The organism is Haloimpatiens myeolchijeotgali (assembly GCF_042688525.2).
Classification (GTDB): domain Bacteria; phylum Bacillota; class Clostridia; order Clostridiales; family Clostridiaceae; genus Haloimpatiens.
The window spans coordinates 2,778,146-2,801,953 of sequence record NZ_JBHWAB010000001.1; the positions used below are offsets into that span (position 1 = coordinate 2,778,146).

The following is a 23,808-nucleotide window of genomic DNA, read 5'->3' on the forward strand; positions in this document are numbered from 1 at the left end:
TGTGAGGTGAAAAATGGTTATTATGAACTAAGCGAATTTTTTATAATAAAGTCATTGCTAAATTATAAGACTAGAAAATAATTTTATAGAGATTAAAGTTTAGAGTTTTTGTAGTTATATCAATAAGTAGAAGTTCATCAAAATAAGTATAAGAATCATAATTCAAATCTCATAACATAGCAAAGAAGTAAGAGGATTAAGTTTTGGAGGATCATAATATGTATATTAAAAAAATTAGAATTCAAAATTTTAGGCAACTTAAAGATGTTGAATTAGAATTGCAGAAAAATACAACTATATTAGCAGGCCCTAATAATAGTGGTAAAACTTCTTTTATTTTACTTTTAAAAAGAATGTTATTAGAAAAAAGTTTTGCATTTTCAAAAGATGACTACAATGCTTATGATAAATATATATGGTCAAATAAAATCTATGATATTTTAAAATCATTATATGATAATAAGCAAAGCAAAACAGAAGATGAACTGATTAAGGAATTAACTGATAAGATGTTTCCTATTGAAAATGAATCAGAATTAAACCAAAGTGTTATTCTGCCAGAATTGATTATAAAACTACAAGTAAATTATACAGATAGTGATGATATATCAAATTTTGCAAACTATATAATGGATCTTGATGATTCACATAACTCCTTTTATTTTATTTATAAAATAATTTTAAATAGAAATTTATTTAAAAAGGGGATTAAAGATAATTGGAATAAAGTATATAGTAGATTGAAGAAAAATGAAAATAATAGCAAACAACTATCTATAATTGAAATCATGTTAGATATATATTGTAATAGCCTTAATAGTAAATGTTATTTTACTGATGAAAAATATGAAATATTATCAGAGATTGAAAGCATTCAAGAATTTAAAAATTTATTTAATTTCAAATATATAGAAGCTGCAAGACCACTTAATGACTCATTGGAAAAAGATAAACACTTACTTAGTAATACTTTAATAAAATTAGCAAGTAAGGACGATATGTGGAAAACGGAAATAAGTAAATTGCCAGATAGAGTTTTAGATACATTGGATGATTCTAAAATCAAGTCAAAAATAGAAGGCGTGTCAACTACTGCTTTAAACAGTACAATAGAATCAATCACGCAAACTAATGGTGGACATACGGGAAAATTATGTTTAAATTTAGATGTTTCTGAAGAACATATTCAAGATCTTATACAAAATACTACTAATGCAAAATATTTGATATCAGGGAAAATTGTTGATTGTAATTATAATTTAAATGAAACGTCTCAAGGTCTTGGATACAGTAATCTTATATATATGCATACACAAATTGAAGATTATATTAAGTCAAAAGACTTATTAAAGGTTAACTTTTTAGTAATTGAAGAACCTGAATCTCATATGCATCCTCAGATGCAATATGTTTTTGCGAATAAGCTATTAGAGCAATATGATAAAGAACAATTACAAGGTTTAATTACAACTCATTCATCGGAAATCGTAAGAGGCTCTAGCATAGAAAGGCTTCGTGTTATTAGAGAAGAAACTTTGTTTAATAGTAAAATTTATAATTTATCATTATTTATTAACAATATAGAGATACCTAAAAATTCCGATGAATATGATATAAACTTGATTGAAGATTACAAAACATTTTATGAAGATATAGGTATATCTGAGATTATTTTTGCGGATGTTGTAATTCTATTTGAAGGTGATACGGAAAGGCTCTATTTAAAAAAAATATTAAATCTTCCTAAATTTAAGAATTTACAACAGAAATATATAGCATATATTCAAGTTGGAGGTGCATATGCTTATAATTTTAAACCATTATTAGAATTTTTGAAGATTAAGTCACTAATTATAACAGATATAGACTATGAAAAAGGTGCAAGTAGTAAGACTACAATATTATCTGCTACCACAACTAATATAACTATTAAGAGATTTTATGATATAAATAATTTTAATAACGAAGACAACGCTAAGCCTAAAGATTTCAAAGTAAAAATAAAAGATTTATATAGTTGGATAAATGCAATTAATCATATTGTTTTAAAAGTAAATATAAAAGCATTAGATGAATCAGAGGAAAAAAAGGATTTAATATATTTAGCATTTCAAACAGACAAAGAAAAATATACACGAACTTTGGAGGCTGCAATGCTTAGTAAAAAATTTGGTATGTCAGGATATGAATTATTAAAAAGGAGTGATTGGAAAGATAAAAAGGGGAATTCTGGTTTGAAATATTCTATACCTGGCAATAAGATGAAAGATGGAACAAAAGAAAAAGAAGATGATAGTGAATTTAGTTTAGTTGATATACTCAATTCAACCTCCGATGCTAAAACTGATTTTATGTATTCAGTTATTTTAAATAGACATGCTGAAGAAATGTTGCCAGATTATATAAGGGAGGGACTTGAATGGCTAATGAACTGAGCTATGATAACATTGTGGTAGTTAATGCACCTGCTGGTAGTGGAAAGACATATAGGATTAAATCTGAGATAAGAGAATATACCATTAAAAATCCACAAAATAAAATATTATGCATTACATATACAAATAGAGCTGCAGATGAACTACTAAAAGGAATAGATTCTCCTAATGTATATATAAGTACAATTCATTCTTATATAAATGATATGATAAGTTCTTTATTTGGTAAACAGGAAATTATTGATTTATATTTTGAAATATATGCTGATGATATTCTTAGAAGAATAAATAATCCCCAAAAGCAACAAAGTAATAATAAATATAAAAAAAGATTTGGAGAAATTAATCTTGATATTATAAAGAGTAATGTAAGGGCTATTTCATATAATAAAACTCAATTTAATTCTTTATACTATGGAGGTTTAAGTCATGATGATTTACTATCATTTACATACAAAGTATTAGAAAGATATCCAAAACTTTATGGAAAAATAAATAAAAGATTTAAAGTAATTATTATTGATGAATATCAAGATACTTCATCTGAGGTATTTAATATATTTTTTAATGCTGTAAAGAACACAGAAATAAAATTATATTTATATGGTGATAAAATGCAGCAAATATATAAATTATATAATAGTGAATTAAATTATAAGCTTGTATCTATAAAGCAAGACGATAGAAAAATAATTAATCATAGATCAATTCCAGTTATTGTGGACATTTTGAATAAAATATATAATAATATGAAACTAGATCAAGGACATTTTAATAAACTTGAAAATATTCAGCCTGATTTTGAACCGAGAATAATTATAGCCAAGTCCACTGAATTTGGTAAGATAATAAAGAAAATTATTAATCAAGATTCAAAAACACTTGTATTATATATTTTTAATAGAGAAAGATTTGCGCAAATAGGTGCTGGTAATTTATTTAAGGCGTTTAGTAATATTGACAAGTATGGTTTTGGTAAGAAAATTTCTGCAACTGAAATTTTACTTAATGGTGATGAGAAAGATAATCAAGATGATTTATTAAAATTTATGATAATAATGTATAAGATAAATGATTTTTGGCAAAGGAAAACTTTTGGTTCTTTTTTGAAAAAATGTAGGGATAATAAAAAAATATTTAATATACAGAGCGTAATTTTGAGGTCAGTAGAAGATAAAAAAAATTTATATGATTTATGGAAAGAAATTTTTGAGCAGTTTAATAATAAAGATATTACAATAGGACAATTAATAAATTTAATGAATAGTAAAAATTTGTTAGAAGAAAGATTTATAGATACAATAAATGCTAACAACACATATTCTAAAGTTATAAATGTACCTGTGTGTGAGCTTGTTAACCTAGAAAACAGTAATGCAAATCCTAATGTATCAACACAGCATGGAGTAAAAGGGGAAAGTCATGATTCAGTTGTATTTGTAGCTGAAGATAGTAAAAGAAATAATCCAAGAATTTATATGTATGATTTTTTCAAAGTATGGACTAAGGTAAATTTTTCTCTTGATGAGTTTGAAGAATTTTATTTTAAATATTTTGATTTTATAAAGAAAGTAAATTGTATAAATAAAGATAAAGAATATCTAATTACAAAGAGCAATGAAATAATTAGAGAATTTGATTCTAATAAAATTTTCAACATCTTGTGTAAAGATATATATAACGCTTATCTCAAACATCCTATTAAGAAAAATGCTGACAAACTTTTTAAAGATAATACTGTAAGAAGTGTTTTAAGTGCTTATAAATTATTTTATGTAGGGTGCTCAAGAGCACGAAAAAACTTAACAGTTATTGTCGATGAAGACAAAATTACTGAGTATGAAGGTGAGTTTAGAGAAAAACTTAAAAATGTTGGTTTTAGTGTGTAAAATAAAAAGATAGCTAATTTTCCAAAAAGAAAAATAATATTTACTTGAATAATATAATCCACATTAGTTAAAGTGATTGTAACAGTTTATTCTACTCATTATATACTATATCTTAAAGAATTCTAAGCTTCTCATTATCCATATAATACAAATAAAAAATTAAACATTATCAATTCACTTTAATTTATTTTACTCACTGGAAAACACATTGGAAAATAAAAAAAGGTTCCAATGTGTTTTCCAGTCTTACTTTTTATAAAAAATATCTAAAATAATTTTAAAATCTCTCTGTTCTCTATCCCCTATTTCTCCTACACAAAAACCACAACCCTATAATCACAAGACCACTTTGTATTTATTACCGCAAGCCTTCTCTTATTCTGGGTCAATCCAACCTTAATATAAGAAGAATTATTTCTTTCAACAGGCCAATCACTATTATATACAAGATAATCAAATACCTCATTTAATTCATCGGACTTGTCCTCTTTTTGGTAGATTAAAACCTTCTTAATTGGATTTCCTATAATTTGCTCTAGAAGATCTATAAAATTCTCATTTACAAATCATTTTCTTTTTCGTCGACCCTCAATAGCGTAAAAATCCTGGGACATCGACGAATCTGCTAGACCGCATAAATCCTAGATTTTTGTATTTTATTTACAATTTGTTAACAATTGAACATTTTTACAAAATGTGCTATAATGCATATCAGACGGGTTTTTAGACTACCTATGAGGAATTGAAACAATCCAATGGTCCATATAACATTTTTAAAGCTATCCCAGTTTTTAGACTACCTATGAGGAATTGAAACTCCATTTTGAATTTCTTATAAAATGTTGCTCATAAGTTTTTAGACTACCTATGAGGAATTGAAACCATTCTTGTTTGTGGTCACTTGCTGGTCACTTGCTGGGTTTTTAGACTACCTATGAGGAATTGAAACTAAATAAAATCTAGTGCATTGACTTCCAGTAGGCTTCGTTTTTAGACTACCTATGAGGAATTGAAACAAGTCTAATCTAACTTTAATCATATAAGTGTCAATCAGTTTTTAGACTACCTATGAGGAATTGAAACGAATTAAACGTAAAATTATTTTTGTATTACTCATATTGTTTTTAGACTACCTATGAGAAATTGAAACCTAAACTTACAATACCTAACTTTCCCTTTGCTTGTGTTTTTAGACTACCTATGAGGAATTGAAACTCATATGTAAAATTATAAGCTCCTGTCATAGCTGACAAGTTTTTAGACTACCTATGAGGAATTGAAACTTTTTAAGAACTTTATAACATATTATGTTATCTTAACATTTTTAGATTACCTATAAGGAATTGAAACTATTCTATCCATATATCTGTAAAAGGCAAATCATTGTTTTTAGATTACCTATGAGGAGTTGAATTATGCTTGTTTAAACTTCGAGAAAGTTTAAAACTCTTGTGTTTTGGAAATGTATTTGAGCAACTCTATTTTTAATGAATTATTCTCTGAAGTACTAGAAATCCTGTATTTTGGAATTACATATAAAAATTTGGAATAAAAAAATCAGTAGTTATATCTCAAACTACTGATTTTTTTATTTAATCTAATTCATTATTTTATCCCAGGTATACGGTCCTACAATTCCATCCACCATAAGACCATTCTTGGCCTGAAAATTAATAACTGCATGGTGAGTTCCTTTTCCAAAGTATCCATCCGCTCCACAGGCTCCTACACTGTATCCTTTTGAAATCAATTTTTCCTGAATCAACTTAACATTATAGTCTTTCTGCAGCATTTTGAAGCTACATGTTGAATATAATTTAAATAAAACATAATACCACTAATTTACAAAGCTTTGTAAATTATATTAATATAAAACTTAATTTCATAATACTTATATACATATTAGTCTAAAAACAAAAATATGTTTAACCAAAAAGAATATATGGGAGGAATATGTATGAAGATAACAATGGAAATGAGTAAAGTTGCTTATGAAATTGCAAAAAAAGTATACTTAGGACAATTAACTCAATCTCAAGGAAAAATTGAAATAAATAAAACTACAGGTATGAATGAAGGATCAGCAAATATTTTTATCACTATATTTCTAGCTATGATGGATGGAGAAGAATATAAAAGAGCATTTAATAATGATACAAACAGGTTTTTATTAGAAAGTATCAGGAAAGACTTTGGTGAAAAATTTTTAAAAAATGCTCTAGATGCCGTTCAAAAACACATTAACACATTGGAAAACAAAGAAGTTCCAATGTGTTTTTAAGAATTTAGATAAATTAATTATTTAAATCTAACAAAACTATCTGTCCACTTTTATTGAATTTAATAATTTTAGGATTAATCTCACTATATGCAGTCTCATTATTTATATTAATGTCATTCTTTAAAATAATGCCGCTTGAAAAAAGAGTTATTAACCTATCATTAAAAAATTTCTTATATCCTTTCTTTTCTGCTTCATGCCCTCTTATCAATAAATCAAATTTTATTTTACTCTGAAATTGATTAAAATGCTCTATAGTAAATTTAAATCTTCCGGAATTTTCTCTAAGATTTTCTTTAGTATCACAAGGATCACTCCAACACATATTATTTTTTATAGTTTTATTTATATTATCTTTTATCTCATCATTTGTAAGATCAGATATACTAGTAACATAATTATAATATTGAGTATTATCTAATTTAGGTCTAGGAATTCCTCCATGTACAACTAGTAAAGTCAACATCTTATTATTTACAAACACAATATTACATAAACTATTAAAAAATTTTAAATATAAACTTATTATATGCTCTCTTAATGTATTATCATTGTTCAAAATATCATTTAAATACAAAAGAAAATAATCTTCATTTTTCTCATCATCTTCCTTTTTAACACATAATTTAATTTGATTATCAATCATAGTTCCATCATCATGATTTCCCTTTAATAAATATATCTGTTCAGGAAAAATAAACTTTAATGCTAATATAAATTCTAATGTTTTGATATGAGCCTTACCTCTATCTACATAATCACCTAAAAATATAAGTCTTTGTTTTTTATGTTTACTAACATTGTCAAAAAACTTGCAAGTAGAAAGTATTCTTTTCAAACTTATAGTATCTGAATGTAAATCTCCTATAAATACATAATCATAATTACTATCATTAAAACAATATATATCAAAAGCTCTTTTAGCATCATTAATATGCTTGTTTATTTTCTTTATATTTATATTTTTACTAAGCAATTTTTTATTAACTAAATCATTCTCATTTTTATGAATTTCACATACCTCATTAATCAAAAATTCTTGTACTTTAAATAAAGTATTTAAATTTTTATATTCTACGTCATTTGTTCCTATCCCTATTAGTTTGTTAATCTTGTAAAAATCCTTTTCTAATTCAGCTCCTGTACAATAAATATTATTATTTAATTTCTCTTTAATTTTTTTTATATATTTTATTATATTCTCAAAACTCTCCACATCTTTGCCTTCTTTCTATATTTATTCATATAAAAATTCTATATAATATAAAATAATAACATAAATAAGGAGGCAATATCATGGCTTTTAAAAACATTATCCAACCACAAATTATTTCTATAAATGAAAATCTACGATTAAGGAAACCAGATAAAATTGAATGGAAAATAGCATTACCTTGGTATCAAAATCCAAAAGTATTATACTATTCCGAAGGTGTTACTGATAAGGTATATGATATGGATATAATTAATAGGATGTATAAATATTTAAGCAGCATTGGAGAGTTATATTTTATCGAAATATTTGAAAATAGCGTTTGGAAACCGATTGGTGATGTAACATTATCTGAAGAAAATATGCCCATAGCAATTGGAGATGAAAAATACTGGGGTAAAGGAATCGGGAAAAAAGTTATAAGAAAACTTATAGAAAGAGCAAAATCTATTGGATTAAGTAAAATCTATATACCAGAAATTTATTTATACAATAACCGATCACAAAATTTATTTACCTCAATGGGATTTATTGAAGTAAGCAGAAACGATAAAAGAAGATCTTATGAACTAAATTTACTATAAATTTAACTTTGACAAAATAAAATTAACTTTACGTAGATAAATGATATTTTGCGTAAAAACCATTTTAACAAATAATTAGTAATTCTTGCTCTAAAAAATTAACTTTGCGTTAAGAAAAACTCATTGTTTGAGTGTAGCGAGTTTGAGTTTTTTAGCAATGTTAAATTTTTAGAGCTTAGAATTACTTTATGTAGTTAAAGGTTTTATAGCAAAATATCATTTATCGGAGTTTAGGATTACTATTATTATCACCTTTATAGTTTCCAAGCAGTTGAAAAAAACTGCTGTTTTTCTCAATTAATTTAATAGCATCTTCTACAACTTTTTCATTTAAATTTCCTTCAAAATCTATATAAAAAAAATATTCCCATGATCTATCAATAATTGGTCTGGACTCTATTTTAAGCATATTTAAATCATGCTCAGCAAAATGCCTTAATATACCATACAATTCCCCTGCTTTGTGGGGAGTAGAGACTACTACACTAATTTTATTCACTTCATCATTTAAATCTAAATTTTTTCCAATTACAATAAATCTAGTATAATTTTTCTTATTAAAATTTATATTTGATGCTATAATCTCTAAACCATATAATTCCGCTGCTCTCCTGCTAGCAACAGCAGCCTTTTCTTTTTGGTTTTCATCCTTTATTAATTTTGCACTCATAGCAGTATTTTTATAAGGTATCAATTTCCAATCAACATAAGTTTTTAAAAACTCCTTGCTCTGTCCAAAAGCTTGTGAATGCGAATATACTTCTGTTATATCCTCTAATTTAGTACCTTTTATACCAATTAAATTATGTTCTACTTTTACACATTTTTCACCAACGATATAAAAACCATACTGCCTTAAAAGATCATATACTTCTGTTATTGCTCCAGTAGAAGAATTTTCAATAGGAAGTACTCCATAATCTATTTCATTATTTTCAAGAGCTAAAAATACATCTTCAAAATCACTTACATTTTTTGCAGCAACATCTTTTCCAAAATATTCTATAAGTGCTTGTTCACTAAATGACCCTTTTACCCCCTGAAATCCTACTATAACTTTTTTGTGTGCATAATCATTCATCTTTTGTTTTTCACTACCTTCCTCCATAAAGTTCCACCTTTCACTATATGTATTACTAATTAACTCAACTTTTTTTACAAGACAAAAATACTGTCTAGCGAAGGGAAATGATATATTGCGTAAGAAACATTTGAACAAAGTTTACAAGTTCTTAGCTTTACGAATTTGAAAAAAGTTATTTTTTAATTACTGATTCCTACGGAATATTAATTAAAAAATCTTTTTTCAACATGAGTAAAGCTTAGAACTTGTTACTGAAGTGAAAAGTTTCAGAGCAATATATCATTTCCCGCAGCGACTATATTTCATCTTTGAAAGTTGAATACTGAACTTTTACAAAGTTTACAAATCTCTATTTTCTATTTTTGCAATTTCTTTCAAAGAATTCATAAGTGAATCAAATCTTTCAGGTGTAATAGACTGCTGTCCATCACACATTGCATTGGCAGGGTCATTATGTACCTCAATCATTAATCCATCAGCCCCAACTGCTACAGCTGCTTTTGCTAATGGTTCCACTAACCACCATAATCCTGCGGCATGGCTTGGATCTACTATTACTGGTAAATGACTCATTTTCTTAATCACAGGTATAGCACTTAAATCCAATGTATTTCTTGTATATTTTTCAAAAGTTCTTATGCCTCTTTCGCAAAGAATAACATTTTCATTTCCCTCTGACATAACATATTCTGCAGCCATTAATAATTCCTCTATAGTAGCAGACATTCCTCTTTTTATTAAAATAGGTTTATTTGTTTTTCCTACCTCTTTTAACAAATCAAAGTTTTGCATATTTCTTGCACCAATTTGTATTACATCCACATCCTCCACAAATTTCTCTACATAATTTGGAGACATAAGCTCTGTAACAATAGGAAGTCCTGTTTTTTCTCTTGCTAATTTTAATAATTCAAGTCCATCTTCTTTTAAGCCCTGAAAACTATAAGGTGATGTTCTCGGTTTAAATGCTCCTCCTCTTAAAAAAGTTGCACCTGACCTTTTTACTTGCTCTGCAATTGTAACAATTTGCTCTTCACTTTCTATGGAACATGGACCTGCAATTACAGCTAATTTATTTCCTCCTATGCTTTTATTATTTACAGTTATAATTGAATCCTTTGGATGAAATGATCTGTTTACTTTTTTATAAGGTTCTTGAACATATATTAATCTTTCTACATTTCTATTTGCTTGTATTAAATCTGGATCAATTTTACTTGTATCCCCTACTAAGCCTAGAATATGACGATTTTCTCCTATTGTCTCATGAACTTCACATCCTAGTTTTTCCATTTTTCTTTTAATTTTTTCAATTTCTTCTTGTGGTGTTTTTGCTTTAATTACAATAACCATGCTGCGATTCCTCCTAAATTTTTATAATAAAAAAAAGACCCATCTAATGAGCCTTGTCTTTTTAATATATTCTATAGTTTTATAGTATAAATATGCTTTATACAGAAATACTTAGAATTTTATTATCCTCATTAGAAAAGAATTTTATTATTTTTTTGTAAAACAAATAACTAGCACTAAAATAAAAATAGCCCCAGATAAAATAAAAGTTAAAAAATTTATTTTGTTTTACATTTTCTTTTCTAATAAGATTTTTCATATTTTTCCTCCAGCAATCTCAAAATAGTTTATTAGTTGCAATTATATCATAATTAAAATTCATGTCAATAAATATTCTTAATTTTTTTATTTTTTTATTCATTTATATATTTCTTATATTGATTCGCATAATCTCTATTCATATTGCTTTTGAATTTTTTCATATATATGCTAGAAAATTCCTCAGGAGAAATTTTAAACCTATTAAGAACATCCATATAATACATCATTACATCACCTAATTCTTCAACAAACCTTTCTCTTACTACACTATCATTCATAATATCGTCTTCTTGTTTCTTTTTTATTATAGCTATAACCTCACCAATCTCCTCAATCATATAAAGTATAAAAGTCTTACCATATTCAGGTTCCATAGGTGCCCAAGTATCTTTATGCTTTTCCCATAATTCACGTGATAATTTTAACATCTCAGACACTTTTAAATCTTCATTGTTCATTGATTACTCCCCCTTCTATTCTAATTTATCAAATCTCTTATAATACTTTTTTGGTGAAAGTCCAAACATTTTTTTAAATGCTCTAATAAAATTAGAATAATCACCAAAACCACATTCAACACACGCTTCTGTTACTGATTTTCCTTTTTTAATAAGAGAATTTGCCATAATGAGCCTCTTATTTTGTATATAATTATGAATAGTATATCCTGTTTGTTTTTTAAACTTGTGCATAAGATAATATTTACTCATATAAAACTTTGATGAAATATTGTCTATAGATAACTCTTTATTAAGATTTTCATTTATATAATCTAAAACTCTACCTATATTTTTATCATACTCAATATCACTTAACTCTTTATGATTTTCATTTCCTAAAAACATTCTATTTATATAAACCATAAACTGTAAAAACAATGCATTTCTAAGTATATAGCTTCCAAATTCACTACTTTTATAGGCCTCTTCAAGTTGATGTAATACACTATTTAGTATTTCTGAATTTAATCTAAGTAAATTAAATTTTTTCTTCGAAGCTTCTTTAAAACAAGTTAATAAATTACACTGATTTATATTATTTTCTTGTAAAAATGATGAGTTTACCCAAATTATTATTCTTTCATATGTTCCATTAGGATCTATTATAGCTTTATGTATATCATTACTACTTACTAATAATATATCTCTAGGCTTTAATTTATAAGCTTTCCCCTCTATTAAATAAGTTACATTACCTGAAAGAAATATAATTATTTTATTAAAATCATGATAGTGAAATTCAAATTTTATACCTTTTTTATCTTTTAAATGAAAAAATAAAAAATCTTCATTTAAATAACCTTTTCTATTTCTTATAATATTTTTTTCTTTTTTCATAAAATTCCCTTCTCAAAACAAACATTTTATGTTACCCTAATAATTAAAATATTATAGCAGGTTTTGCAATATTTCAAGCAGTTTTAGCAATATACATAGTAAAAAATGCGAATATAATGATATTAATTAAAGGAGGTATATCTTATGAACAAAAAACTTAAAGTAGGAATTCTTGGAGGTACTGGCTTTGTAGGACAGAGACTTGTAACTTTACTGGAAGGTCACTCATATTTTGAAATTGTTGTAATTGCAGCAAGTAAAAAATCTGCAGGTAAATGTTATTATGAATGTATAAAAGATAGATGGAAATTAGACAACCCTATTCCTGAAAGTGTAAAAAATATAGTTGTTAAAGACATACATGAAATAGATGAGATAAGCAAAAAAGTAGACTTTGTATTTTGTGCTGTTAATATGCCTAAAAATGAAATTAAAGCATTAGAAGAAGCTTACGCAAAAAAAGAGATTCCTGTTATCTCTAATAACTCTGCACATAGAGATACTTCAGATGTTCCTGTTGTTATTCCTGAACTAAATCATGAACACTTAAAAATAATAGAAAAACAACGCAAAAGATTAGGAACAACGAAAGGATTTATAGCTACTAAACCTAATTGTTCAATTCAAAGCTATGTTCCTGCAATACATGCACTTATGAAATTCAAGCCAAAAAAAATATTAGTTTCTACTTATCAAGCTATATCTGGAAGTGGAAAAGTTTTTTCAGATTGGCCTGAAATAATTGATAATATTGTACCTTTTATAGGTGGAGAAGAAGAAAAAAGTGAACAAGAACCTTTAAAGATATGGGGACATATTGAAAATAATAAAATAGTAAATGCAGTAGAACCTATAATTACATCTCAATGTATTCGTGTTCCTGTTTCAGATGGACACTTAGCTACTGTATTTGTATCTTTTGAAAATAAACCATCAAAAGAAGAAATATTAAATCTTTGGAAAGAGTATAAAGGAGAACCTCAAAAATTAAATCTTCCAAGTGCACCAAAGCAATTTTTAACTTATTTCGAAGAAGATGATAGACCTCAAACAAGACTAGATAGAAATATTGAAAATGGTATGGGAATATCTATTGGAAGATTACGAGAAGATACATTATTTGATTATAAATTTGTATGCTTGTCTCATAATACTTTACGTGGTGCAGCTGGTGGTTCAGTTCTTACTGCTGAGCTTTTAAAAGAAATGGGATATTTAACAAAATAATTATTGGACAGTCCTTAAATTTTTATATATAATACAACTTTCCCAGTAAAAAAATACTGCTTAGCGAAGAGAAATGATATATTGCGTAAGAAACATTTGAACAAAGTTTACAAATTCTAAGCAAGATATCATTTCACGCAGCAGCTATTTTTTATCTGCGAAAGTTGAATTAATAATTTTATACTTTTTTCATTTTATATTTGTGCTGTGGTCTTCCCACTTTACCATATTCTATTACAATATCAAGCTTACCATTTTTATTCATATATTCTAGATATCTTCTAACTGTTACTCTTGCCATTCCAAGATATTCTGCTAATTCCTCTGAGGTAAAATGTTTCCTATCCCATCTTATTAATGCATCCCAAATTTTGTTGTAAGTATGTTTACTTAACCCCTTTTCCAAATCATTTATATTGTCAATCTTTTGTTCAACTGTATTTCCACTCATTATATATTTATCAATTGTTTTTTGTTCTATCTCAGTACCATTTTTAAACTTATTAAATCTTTCTTTATATTGAAGCAGAGCATCCTTATATCTATTAAAAGTGAATGGTTTTATTAAATAATCAATAGCACCATATCTAAATGCTTCTTGAACTGATTCAATATTTTTTTCTGCAGTTATTAAAATTACATCACTTCTTATTTCTTCTTTTCTTATCCATTTTAACAAATCAATTCCATTACCTTTTGGTAAAAATACGTCTAATAATATCAAATTTGGTTTAAGTTCTTTTATAGACTCTTTTGCCTTAGCTATTGAGTCTACTGATTTAATCAAATTAAATCCTTCTAATTTTTTTAGAAAATTGCTATTTATATATGTTACCATAGGATCATCTTCAACAATTAAAACATTAATCACATTGTTACCTCCTAAACATAGGTAATTTTATAAACCACTGAGTACCATTATCTACATTAAAATTAATACTTCCCTTTGCCTCATCAATTATCTTTTTTGTAATATACATTCCATATCCTCTTTGCCCTTCTTTAGTTGTCACTCCTATATCATATATGTTTTCTCTTACTTTATCTGAAATTCCAGGTCCATTATCACTTACTTTTACTATTAGATTATCCTTTTGTTCGTATATACCAACTTTTATTAAACCAGTACCGTCATTTTTAACAACATCCAAAGAATTTTCTATTAAATTTCCAATTATTGTTCCAAGTTCTTCTGATGTCATATATTGTGGTAGTGTTTCTAATTTAGATTGTTTATCTATATAAAGTTTAACTTTATCCTCTTCTGCCTTGTTATATTTAGCTAATAATAATCCTGCTATCATTGCATTTTTAATTTTATCTGTAAGAATATTACTTATAGTAGTTCTTTTTTCTACAGTTTTTAAAATGAACTTTAAAGCTTTATCATATTCTTCAAGTTGTATAAGTCCAGATATTATATGGAGTTTATTCATAAATTCATGGTTTTGTGCTCTAAGAGAATTTAATATTTTCTTTATCCCTGTTAACTCTTCTGCTAATTCTTTCACATCTGTTAAATCTTTAAAACTTACAACTGCTCCAACTACTTCATTTCTTTTATCCTTCATTGGTGTATAGTTACACATAACAGTTAAACCTGGTTTTATTTTTACTTCCACATTATATAATGATTGTCCTTTTTTAATAACTTCATTAATTTTTTCTTCATATATATATTTGTTTATATTTTTACCTACATATTCTTCTTTTAATCCTATAATTAAGCTTGCACTTTCATTAAAAAATAATATTTTACCATCTTTATCTAATGCTAATATTCCTTCATGTACACTCTGTAATATTGCTTCCTTTTCTCTTAATATCCATGCAATTTCCTTTGGTTCTAAACCAAAAATAGTTTTCTTAATATTATACGCAAGAGCTCCTCCACTAATGCCTCCTATAACCAATCCTAAAACTAAAAATGGCATAAAATTATTCATCTTTTTAAAAATTTCAGAATGCATTTTTTCTATAGACATTCCAACAGAAATAGCACCTACCTGTTTCCCTTCTTTGTATATTGGTGCAAAAGCTCTCAATGATTTTCCTAAAGTTCCTTTAGCTTCAGATACATAAGTTTCTCCATTTGTTAAAACCTTTTCTTCATCTCCGCCTTTAAATCTTTTCCCTATATTTTTTGGTACAGGATGAGAATATCTTATACCATTCATATCCATAACAACAATAAATTCAACTTTGCTTTGTAATCTTATCTTCTCAATATCTTGTTGAATTTTTACTTCTCCATCCTTTTTCCCTACATTATTTTTTACCACATCTAATTCTGAAGCCATTATTGCCATTCTCATCAAATCTGAACTTCTCTGTTCTTTTAAAAGGCTCTTCATTTCTCTATAAGAAAGGATACTAATACTTCCAATTACAACTAATAAAATAACTATTATTAATGCCGTAATTTTTTGTTGTAACTTCATGTTACACCTCTCTTTATTATTAGTAATCTTGCTCAACTTTTGTATTTATTTAAATAATCTCTACTACAATTATTATTATTGTGCTAAATTTTAATAACTTTATTATTAGCATATATAACACCAAATATTATATTGATAAAATTCTATCTTATTACCCAATTATTCAACACACTAATTTACCTGCAAATAGAGATATGCCCTTTGCATATCTCTTAATTAAATTATTTTTTTATAATGTTTTTCATAAAACCTGTTGGACATTTTTTAACACAAAGCATGCACTTTACACATTTTTCTTCATCTACGTAAGGTACTTTATCTATTACTTTTATAGCATCTTTAGGACATGCTTTTTCACACAATTTACATCCTACACATACAGCTTCTTTCTTTTTCTCTTGTGATTTTTGCTTTATTCCTAATATATCTCTTATTTTATCAGTTGTATCTCCCTTTCCTACAGGACATGCATCTGGTGATGCTTCTTTGTTTACTATGGCTTCGGCACAAGCTTTACAACCTGCAAAACCACATGCTCCACAATTAGCTCCTGGTAGTACTTCTGTTATTTTTATTATTTTAGGATCAACTTTCACATCTAATTTTATAGAAGCTATACCAAGACCTACTCCAAAAATAATTCCTAATGCACCTAAACTTAACGCCGAATATAATATATTTGTCATATCCACAATATCACCACCTTATTTCACTAATCCTTGAAATCCTAAAAATGCAATTGACATAAGTCCTGCTGAAATTAGTCCTATTGGTAATCCTTTAAGTGGTCTAGGTATATCACTTTTTTCCATTTTTTCTCTAATACCTGCAAATAAAACTATAGCAAGAGTATATCCAAAAGAAGCTCCTAATCCATTAACAACACTTTCTAAAAGTGTATAATTAGATTTCATATTTATTACAGAAACCCCTAAAACTGCACAGTTAGTTGTTATAAGTGGAAGAAATATTCCCAAAGCTTTATATAACGATGGACTATACTTTTTAATTATCATTTCAACTAATTGTACAAGTGATGCTATAACTAGTACAAAAGCTATGGTGTAAAGATAAGTTATTTCTAATGGTTCTAATATCCAATGATAAACCATATATGACATAACAGAAGCTAAAGTCATTACAAATACTACTGCACTTCCCATTCCAATGGAAGTTTTCAACTTTTTTGAAACTCCTAAAAAAGAACAAATACCCAGAAATTTAGATAAAACAAAATTGTTTACAAGCATTGCACTAATGAATATGATAAATATCTTCAAGAATTTACACCTTCCTTCCAGATTAAAATGTTTATAATTATATTTCTATATTTCCTGAACATCCAGGACATGTACTACAATCATGTTCAATGCAAGCATTATCCCCTTGTCTTTTTAACTTAATCCAATTTAAAATTGCAAGTAAAATTCCTAATGTTAAAAATGCACCTGGTGCCATAATCATAACCATAGCTGGTTTATATGCTGCAAACATTATTTTTATATCAAATATTTTGCCCGTTCCTAAAAGTTCACGAATCACTCCTAATACAGTAAGAGATACAGTGAATCCTAATCCCATACCTATTGCATCAAATAAGGATTTTATAATATTATTTTTTGAAGCATAAGCTTCTGCTCTTCCAAGTATTATGCAATTCACAACTATAAGAGGTATAAAAAGTCCCAATGATTTATATAATGAAGGTACATATCCTTGAAGAATAAATTCAACTACTGTAACAAAACTTGCTATTATTACAATATAAGAAGGTATACGAATCTCAGATGGAATTAATTTTCTTAAAAGAGAAACTACTATATTCGAACCTATTAAAACTGCTGTAGTTGCAAGTCCCATTCCAATTGCATTTTCTGCATTAGTTGTTACAGCAAGAGTAGGACACATAGCAAGGATTTGAACAAAAATTGGATTTTCTGTTATAATACCTTTTTTCAATCTATCAAATAAAACATTCACTATTTATTACCTCCTTTCAAATTATTCTTATAAAAATTAGCTGCAGTATTTACACCATCAGTAACTGCTTTAGATGTAACTGTTGCACCCGTTATAGCTGATATTTCATTATCCTTTGATGCACTTCCTTTTATTACTTCAAGTGTGTTATCTGTACTTTTATCTTTATATTGAGATCTAAATTCTTCTTTTTCAGCATTTGCTCCAAGTCCTGGGGTTTCTTGATGTTTTACTATATCTATACCTTGTACAGTTCCATCTTTAGAAATCCCAACTTTCATTTCAATTTTTCCTCCAAATCCTTTTGTTTCTAGAGTTATAGCATACCCAATAAGTTTGTCCTTTTCATATCCTTCACTTACTTTCTTTATTCCTGAATCTGCAGGTATTTCTATACTAGAATCTTTGTACTCGGTTACACCTTTTAAAATTTCTACTTTGTTTTCTTGTTTTTGACTTTGTTCTGATTGCTTTGCTATTGCATCTTTTGTAGCCTCGTGTGCTACTCCTAATATAAGCCCTGCCATTGATGTTATTATAAATAGTATCAAACCTAACTTAATACTCTTTAACAACTATTTCACCTCCAAAACCTTTGTTTTAACTGTAAATTTATCTATTAGAGGTACAAATAAATTCATTACCAAAATTGCATATGATACACCTTCAGGTGTTCCTCCATAAATTCTAAATATACTTGTAAATACACCACAACCTATACCCATAATGTATTGTCCTATTTTAGATTTTGGAGATGTAGAAGGATCTGTAGCCATATATATTGCTCCTAACATTAATCCTCCAATAAGTATTTCATATAACGGTTCTGTACTCATAATTCCATCTCTTCCTATCATCCAAGTTAAGAGATAAACTGTTACTAAATATGAAACTGGTATTCTAAAACTTATTACCCTTCTCCATATTAAATAGATTCCACCTATTATAAGAGCCAAAGCACAAGTTTCTCCAATAGCTCCACCTGTATTTCCTATGAAGGCATTCCACATATCTGGAAGTGTACCACTTCCTTTTTTTATTATTTGAAGAGGAGTTGAAGCTGAAACCCCATCTATTACCCATTTATTTACTTCTGAAGGCCAGGAAGCTACTAAAAATGCTCTAGCTGTTAGTACAGGATTCATAAAATTCTGACCAAATCCTCCGAAAAACTGTTTTACAATAATTACGGCAAATATCCCTCCAACTATTGGTATCCAAAAAGGAACTTCACTTGAAAGGTTTAATGCCAATAATATACCAGTAACCGCTGCACTTAAATCTTTTATAGTAACTTTTCTTTTTGTTAACTTTTGCCATGCATATTCTGAAAGCACACAAGTTAATACTGATATCAAAATTATTAAAAATGCTCTTGTTTTAAAATAATATACACCTACAGCTACTGCTGGCATTAGTGCTATTAAAACGTCTTTCATAATATTTTCTGTTGATTTATTCAACGTTTTCATGAACTTCCTCCTTTATCTATATATTGTATTCCTTACTACAAAACGTTGTTTATTGTACTAACATAATACAGTAAAACAAATATAAAATATATATTTAGTACATACAAAATACTTAAAATCTTTTTGTTCATGAGAACTATTTTTAACTCAATTTTCTCAGTTAATAAATCTAAACTACAATAAAGTAAAACTTGTTTTAGACAGATTTTATACTACATCTATGACAAAGTTTGATAAAATAAAAAACTTCCTAATATTAAGGAAGTTTTTTATTTTATTTGGGAGAATTCTATATTTATACTATATCAATTTTAATAGTATACTTGCTAATATCAGTATGAATGCACCACCTATTCTTGACGAAATTTGTGCAAAAGGCATAAGCTTCATACGTTTTGATGCTGATAAAACAGCAACGTCTCCTGTACCACCCATATTTGCCATACATAATCCTGCTGTTATTGAAGCTTCTATTGGATAGAATCCTACTAATCTTCCTACTACTCCAGAACCTATAGCAACTCCAATTACTGTAACAGCTACAAGTATTACATATTGAATACTAAATGCTGAAATTACTTGTGATAGATTTGTATATGCAACTCCAATACCTACTAATAGTACAGCAGTAAAATTAGTCATAACAAACTGGAACCACTGATGTGCTGCTTTTTCATATTTTCTTGGCATTATTCCCATTATTTTAACTGCTGCAACAGATAAAATCATCCATGCATAAGAGTGTATACTAGGAACATATTTGTGTAAAATTGTTCCTAATGTATAAAATGCAACTGCCATAAATATACCTATTCCTAATTTTTTAAACTCAATTTTTTCTTCTTCCTCTTTTTCTTCTACAACAACCTTACTACTATCAATCATTAACGCACCATTTCCAGTTAAAGAAGGTTTAATTTTACCAAGTCTGTCTAATAATCCACCAACAACTATAGATAAGGCATTACCCATAGCAACTGCAGGAACCATAATTGAAAGCATTTCCGCTGGTGTTTTTCCCATACCTGTACCAAAAATCTTTGAAAGTGGTACTGCACCTGCTCCCATACCTCCACCTACAATTGGTACTCCAATAAATAATATTGCTTCTTTAGCTCCATAACCTATCAAAGCTCCAGTAATTCCTACTAATAATAATGAAACAATAACTCCTCCAATAATAGCTGGTAAATATCTAACTGAAGCTTTAATTAAAAGTTTTCTATTCATACCTAATATACTACCTGTTATTAATGCGGCAATATAAAAATTCAAAAATCCTCCTGCCTTCATAAAAGTAGTCACATTCTCTACTGCTTCTTTAGGTAATACTTTATAAGTAACTAATGCAGCAGATGCAAATATAATTACTATTGGTCCACCACCTAAATAATCTTTTATAATAGGAGTTTTATTACCTATTAAATTTAATACAGTTCCTAGTACCATCATTAAAGCAAATGCACCAATCATACCTTTTGGAAGTACTTTCAAATACGTAGCAGCTAAAATAATAGCTGAAAGTATTGCAAAAATCCATACTGGAAGTCCCATTAATGTAAATTTTGATTCACTTTTCATCATTTGTTTAACCCCCTTAAATTATAATATTATAATCTTGCTACACCAGTATCTTTAGCCGCTTTTCCTACTGCTTTAGCAACATTTGAAGCTACTCTTTCATCTAATGCATCAGGAATAATATACTCTTCTGTAAGTTCATCTTCTTTTATAATTTCAGCTATTGCATAAGCTGCTGCAACTTTCATTTCTTCATTTATTTCTTTTGCTCTTACATCTAGAGCACCTCTAAATATACCGGGGAATGCAAGTACATTATTAATTTGATTTGGAAAATCTGAACGTCCTGAACCATAAATTCTTGCTCCTGCTTTTTTTGCAAGTTCAGGCATTATTTCTGGAATTGGATTTGCCATTGCAAAAACAATTGCGTCTTTATTCATTGTTTTAACCATTTCTTCTGTTACAATTCCAGGTGCTGATACTCCGACAAATACATCTGCTCCATTAAGTGCATCTGCAAGAGTTCCTTCTTTCTTTTCTCTATTTGTTATTTTAGCTATTTTCTCTTTTGATACATTGTTACGTGGATTACCTTCACAAACAATTCCTTTTCTATCACAAAGTAATATATCCTTAACCCCTAAGTTAATTAACATTTTTGCTATTGCAACTCCTGCTGCCCCTGCTCCACTCATAACAACTTTTAAATCTTCTATTTTTTTATTTACAATTTTTAATGAATTTATTAATGCTGCACAAGTAACCACAGCTGTTCCATGTTGATCATCATGAAAAACTGGAATATCTAATTCTTCTTTAAGTCTTTTTTCTATTTCGAAACATCTTGGTGCACCTATATCTTCTAAATTAATTCCTCCAAAAGTAGGTGCTATTAATTTTACTGTTTTAACGATCTCATCAACATCTGTTGAATCTACACAAATTGGAAATGCATCTACATTTGCAAAAGTTTTAAATAAAACTGCTTTTCCCTCCATAACAGGCATTCCTGCTTTTGCTCCAATATTACCAAGTCCTAAAACTGCTGTTCCATCAGTTACAACTGCAACTAAATTTCCTTTTGAAGTATATTTATATATATCGTTTTCATTTTCATAAATTTTTTTGCATGGCTCTGCAACTCCTGGAGTATATGCAAGACTTAAATCATCTCTATTCTTTAATTCAACCTTTGATGTAACTTCAATTTTTCCAATAAATTTTTCATGTAACTTTAAACTTTCCTCAAAATAATTCATAATTATCCTTCCCTTCTTTTTTTGCTTCACATATTATATTGCTGTTCATATTTATAATATATTACTTTTTTATAGTTTTTTAAATATTTTGATTATTTAGTATTATTTTTGCTCTTATAAATATTTTAGTACATAAAAAACTGCTGCATTGAATTTTACTCCATAGTTAACTAAAACTATGTTTTAATTCGTATTTGCAGCAGGCTTTTTTAATTTAAAAAAGATATTGTATCAGAGAACCACTATTATATTTTGATACATTACTTGAATGAGAATCATAAACTTTAAAACTTTCTACTCCTACAATTTCAAACAAATTATTTAATATATACTTAGTAAAATTAAATATTATTGTTACAAGTCCCTTCTTACCTTTTATTAAATTCTCAGTATATTCTTTTTTATTTTTTAAAGTTTTAATAAATATATTTTCATCAAACTTAATTTTAAAGTCTTTATCCATAATTATACCAATGTTATAAAATTCGCTTTGATTTCTATTAATAAATTTATCTATTATATCCAATACTCTTTTATTTCTACTATAATAATATAAACCTTCAGTTAACTTATTATAACTATCAATAAAATTACTAATATCATTAACAATTTGTCTTACGTTTTCTCTTATAATCAAAATTCCATATCCCTTAAGTGCTTTTTTCAATGTTATTTTTAACTTACCATTATCTAATACAATATTATTATCTTCTAATTCATAACATTTATCGTTTATTATGCAATTTAAATTTTGTGCTTTACAAATAACATCATCTAAATTATATTCGCAAACTATTCTTCCTACCTTATCTTCAATGTGAAATTTATTTCTTAATCCTGAATGTTTTGATTTTATTTGTAATTTTACAACAACATCAGAAATTTTAATAACTTGTGCATCTATATCTATATTTTTATCATTAAGTGCTTTAGCTACTTTCTCAAAAACTTCTACATTAGTATCTTCAAAATCAATGTCTACACTTATATCATATTTTTCTTCTCCCATATATATTGAAATAATTTTTTCATCATCTAAAACTGGTGTTAATTTATTTGAAAATATAGCCTTTGATGTATTTATTTGAGGCTTAGCTGTACTTTTCACAAAAACAATATATTTTCTAAGAGACGCACCATTTCCTACTCTAGCTATTATCTCACTTTTATCATTAATAACTTCTCTTGACATAAAACAATTATCTGCATCACAAAGAATATTCTCTCCATTTTTTAGTACATCTACTGCTTTTGTCTCTAAGTCATTTTTTAATCTTAATATACGCCTAGCACGTTTCATAGACTTTTTATTATTTGAATTTTGGTAATCTGTATAAGATTTAATACTTTTGATGGAATTTATTTTATGAACTGATTTTACATTTCCAAACTCTAAATTTTTGATAGAATAAGTTTTTGGATATACATTTTTCACTAAATCATTTACATATATAATAAAATTCCTTCT

The 23,808-nt window shown here is 27.1% G+C and carries 22 protein-coding genes and 1 CRISPR repeat array; of the genes, 5 read left to right on the forward strand and 17 right to left on the reverse strand.

Annotated elements, in window-relative coordinates:
* Positions 1 to 218 precede the first annotated feature (218 nt).
* Positions 219 to 2,435: an AAA family ATPase gene (locus ACFIJ5_RS12465; protein WP_379807488.1), complete on the forward strand. Its 2,217-nt coding sequence runs from the start codon at positions 219 to 221 to the stop codon at positions 2,433 to 2,435.
* Positions 2,420 to 4,324 (forward strand): UvrD-helicase domain-containing protein, encoded by a 1,905-nt coding sequence (locus ACFIJ5_RS12470; RefSeq protein WP_379807490.1) that lies wholly within the window; start codon positions 2,420 to 2,422, stop codon positions 4,322 to 4,324. The genes ACFIJ5_RS12465 and ACFIJ5_RS12470 overlap by 16 nt, the downstream gene beginning before the upstream one ends.
* 719 nt (positions 4,325 to 5,043) lie before the next feature.
* A CRISPR array of direct repeats spans positions 5,044 to 5,739; the repeat unit is 30 nt; unit sequence GTTTTTAGACTACCTATGAGGAATTGAAAC.
* Between the two features lie 182 nt (positions 5,740 to 5,921).
* Here ACFIJ5_RS12470 and ACFIJ5_RS12475 read toward each other — a convergent pair.
* On the reverse strand, positions 5,922 to 6,116 hold the full coding sequence (locus ACFIJ5_RS12475; protein WP_379807492.1) for a peptidoglycan-binding domain-containing protein: 195 nt from the start codon (positions 6,114 to 6,116) through the stop codon (positions 5,922 to 5,924).
* Between the two features lie 165 nt (positions 6,117 to 6,281).
* Between ACFIJ5_RS12475 and ACFIJ5_RS12480 the strand changes: the two genes are divergently transcribed.
* Positions 6,282 to 6,605, forward strand: a complete 324-nt coding sequence (locus tag ACFIJ5_RS12480; protein ID WP_379807494.1) for a hypothetical protein — start codon at positions 6,282 to 6,284, stop codon at positions 6,603 to 6,605.
* A 13-nt stretch (positions 6,606 to 6,618) separates the two neighbouring features.
* On the opposite strand, the gene ACFIJ5_RS12485 is transcribed toward ACFIJ5_RS12480, so the two are convergent.
* Complete coding sequence (locus tag ACFIJ5_RS12485; RefSeq protein WP_379807496.1) at positions 6,619 to 7,821, reverse strand: metallophosphoesterase family protein; 1,203 nt, start codon at positions 7,819 to 7,821, stop codon at positions 6,619 to 6,621.
* An 80-nt stretch (positions 7,822 to 7,901) separates the two neighbouring features.
* Between ACFIJ5_RS12485 and ACFIJ5_RS12490 the strand changes: the two genes are divergently transcribed.
* Complete coding sequence (locus tag ACFIJ5_RS12490) at positions 7,902 to 8,402, forward strand: GNAT family N-acetyltransferase (protein WP_379807498.1); 501 nt, start codon at positions 7,902 to 7,904, stop codon at positions 8,400 to 8,402.
* A 220-nt stretch (positions 8,403 to 8,622) separates the two neighbouring features.
* Here the strand turns inward: ACFIJ5_RS12490 and ACFIJ5_RS12495 are convergent, their stop codons facing one another.
* The 5 genes from ACFIJ5_RS12495 to ACFIJ5_RS12515 form a co-directional block, all read right to left on the reverse strand.
* Complete coding sequence (locus ACFIJ5_RS12495; protein WP_379807500.1) at positions 8,623 to 9,510, reverse strand: prephenate dehydratase; 888 nt, start codon at positions 9,508 to 9,510, stop codon at positions 8,623 to 8,625.
* A 315-nt stretch (positions 9,511 to 9,825) separates the two neighbouring features.
* Positions 9,826 to 10,839 carry a 3-deoxy-7-phosphoheptulonate synthase gene (gene aroF, locus ACFIJ5_RS12500; protein WP_379807502.1) on the reverse strand — a complete coding sequence of 338 codons (1,014 nt, stop codon included), beginning with the start codon at positions 10,837 to 10,839 and terminating at the stop codon, positions 9,826 to 9,828.
* A 97-nt stretch (positions 10,840 to 10,936) separates the two neighbouring features.
* Positions 10,937 to 11,098 (reverse strand): hypothetical protein, encoded by a 162-nt coding sequence (locus ACFIJ5_RS12505; RefSeq protein ID WP_379807504.1) that lies wholly within the window; start codon positions 11,096 to 11,098, stop codon positions 10,937 to 10,939.
* A gap of 94 nt (positions 11,099 to 11,192) precedes the next feature.
* Positions 11,193 to 11,558 carry a MazG nucleotide pyrophosphohydrolase domain-containing protein gene (locus ACFIJ5_RS12510; RefSeq protein ID WP_379807506.1) on the reverse strand — a complete coding sequence of 122 codons (366 nt, stop codon included), beginning with the start codon at positions 11,556 to 11,558 and terminating at the stop codon, positions 11,193 to 11,195.
* A gap of 15 nt (positions 11,559 to 11,573) precedes the next feature.
* Positions 11,574 to 12,437 (reverse strand): AraC family transcriptional regulator, encoded by an 864-nt coding sequence (locus ACFIJ5_RS12515; protein ID WP_379807508.1) that lies wholly within the window; start codon positions 12,435 to 12,437, stop codon positions 11,574 to 11,576.
* A gap of 144 nt (positions 12,438 to 12,581) precedes the next feature.
* Between ACFIJ5_RS12515 and asd the strand changes: the two genes are divergently transcribed.
* Positions 12,582 to 13,664 (forward strand): aspartate-semialdehyde dehydrogenase, encoded by a 1,083-nt coding sequence (asd, locus tag ACFIJ5_RS12520; RefSeq protein ID WP_379807510.1) that lies wholly within the window; start codon positions 12,582 to 12,584, stop codon positions 13,662 to 13,664.
* Positions 13,665 to 13,842: 178 nt separating this feature from the next.
* Here the strand turns inward: asd and ACFIJ5_RS12525 are convergent, their stop codons facing one another.
* The 10 genes from ACFIJ5_RS12525 to ACFIJ5_RS12570 form a co-directional block, all read right to left on the reverse strand.
* Positions 13,843 to 14,535: a response regulator gene (locus ACFIJ5_RS12525; protein ID WP_379807512.1), complete on the reverse strand. Its 693-nt coding sequence runs from the start codon at positions 14,533 to 14,535 to the stop codon at positions 13,843 to 13,845.
* A 4-nt stretch (positions 14,536 to 14,539) separates the two neighbouring features.
* Positions 14,540 to 16,105, reverse strand: a complete 1,566-nt coding sequence (locus ACFIJ5_RS12530; RefSeq protein WP_379807514.1) for an ATP-binding protein — start codon at positions 16,103 to 16,105, stop codon at positions 14,540 to 14,542.
* 221 nt (positions 16,106 to 16,326) lie between these two features.
* Entirely contained in the window at positions 16,327 to 16,791 is a 465-nt protein-coding gene (locus ACFIJ5_RS12535) for an RnfABCDGE type electron transport complex subunit B (protein ID WP_379809609.1), read from the reverse strand.
* 18 nt (positions 16,792 to 16,809) lie between these two features.
* Positions 16,810 to 17,385, reverse strand: coding sequence for an electron transport complex subunit RsxA (gene rsxA, locus ACFIJ5_RS12540; RefSeq protein ID WP_379807516.1), 576 nt, complete (start codon positions 17,383 to 17,385; stop codon positions 16,810 to 16,812).
* 37 nt (positions 17,386 to 17,422) lie between these two features.
* Positions 17,423 to 18,085, reverse strand: a complete 663-nt coding sequence (gene rsxE / locus ACFIJ5_RS12545; RefSeq protein ID WP_379807518.1) for an electron transport complex subunit RsxE — start codon at positions 18,083 to 18,085, stop codon at positions 17,423 to 17,425.
* Positions 18,085 to 18,660, reverse strand: a complete 576-nt coding sequence (locus tag ACFIJ5_RS12550; RefSeq protein ID WP_379807520.1) for an RnfABCDGE type electron transport complex subunit G — start codon at positions 18,658 to 18,660, stop codon at positions 18,085 to 18,087. The genes rsxE and ACFIJ5_RS12550 overlap by 1 nt, the downstream gene beginning before the upstream one ends.
* On the reverse strand, positions 18,661 to 19,557 hold the full coding sequence (locus ACFIJ5_RS12555) for an RnfABCDGE type electron transport complex subunit D (RefSeq protein ID WP_379807522.1): 897 nt from the start codon (positions 19,555 to 19,557) through the stop codon (positions 18,661 to 18,663). It lies immediately after the preceding gene.
* A 300-nt stretch (positions 19,558 to 19,857) separates the two neighbouring features.
* Positions 19,858 to 21,141: a 2-hydroxycarboxylate transporter family protein gene (locus ACFIJ5_RS12560; protein ID WP_379807524.1), complete on the reverse strand. Its 1,284-nt coding sequence runs from the start codon at positions 21,139 to 21,141 to the stop codon at positions 19,858 to 19,860.
* Between the two features lie 26 nt (positions 21,142 to 21,167).
* On the reverse strand, positions 21,168 to 22,340 hold the full coding sequence (locus tag ACFIJ5_RS12565; protein WP_379807526.1) for an NAD(P)-dependent malic enzyme: 1,173 nt from the start codon (positions 22,338 to 22,340) through the stop codon (positions 21,168 to 21,170).
* Between the two features lie 214 nt (positions 22,341 to 22,554).
* The gene (locus ACFIJ5_RS12570) at positions 22,555 to 23,775 is read right to left on the reverse strand and encodes a hypothetical protein (RefSeq protein WP_379807528.1); all 1,221 of its coding nucleotides are present in this window, start codon (positions 23,773 to 23,775) and stop codon (positions 22,555 to 22,557) included.
* Positions 23,776 to 23,808 lie beyond the last annotated feature (33 nt).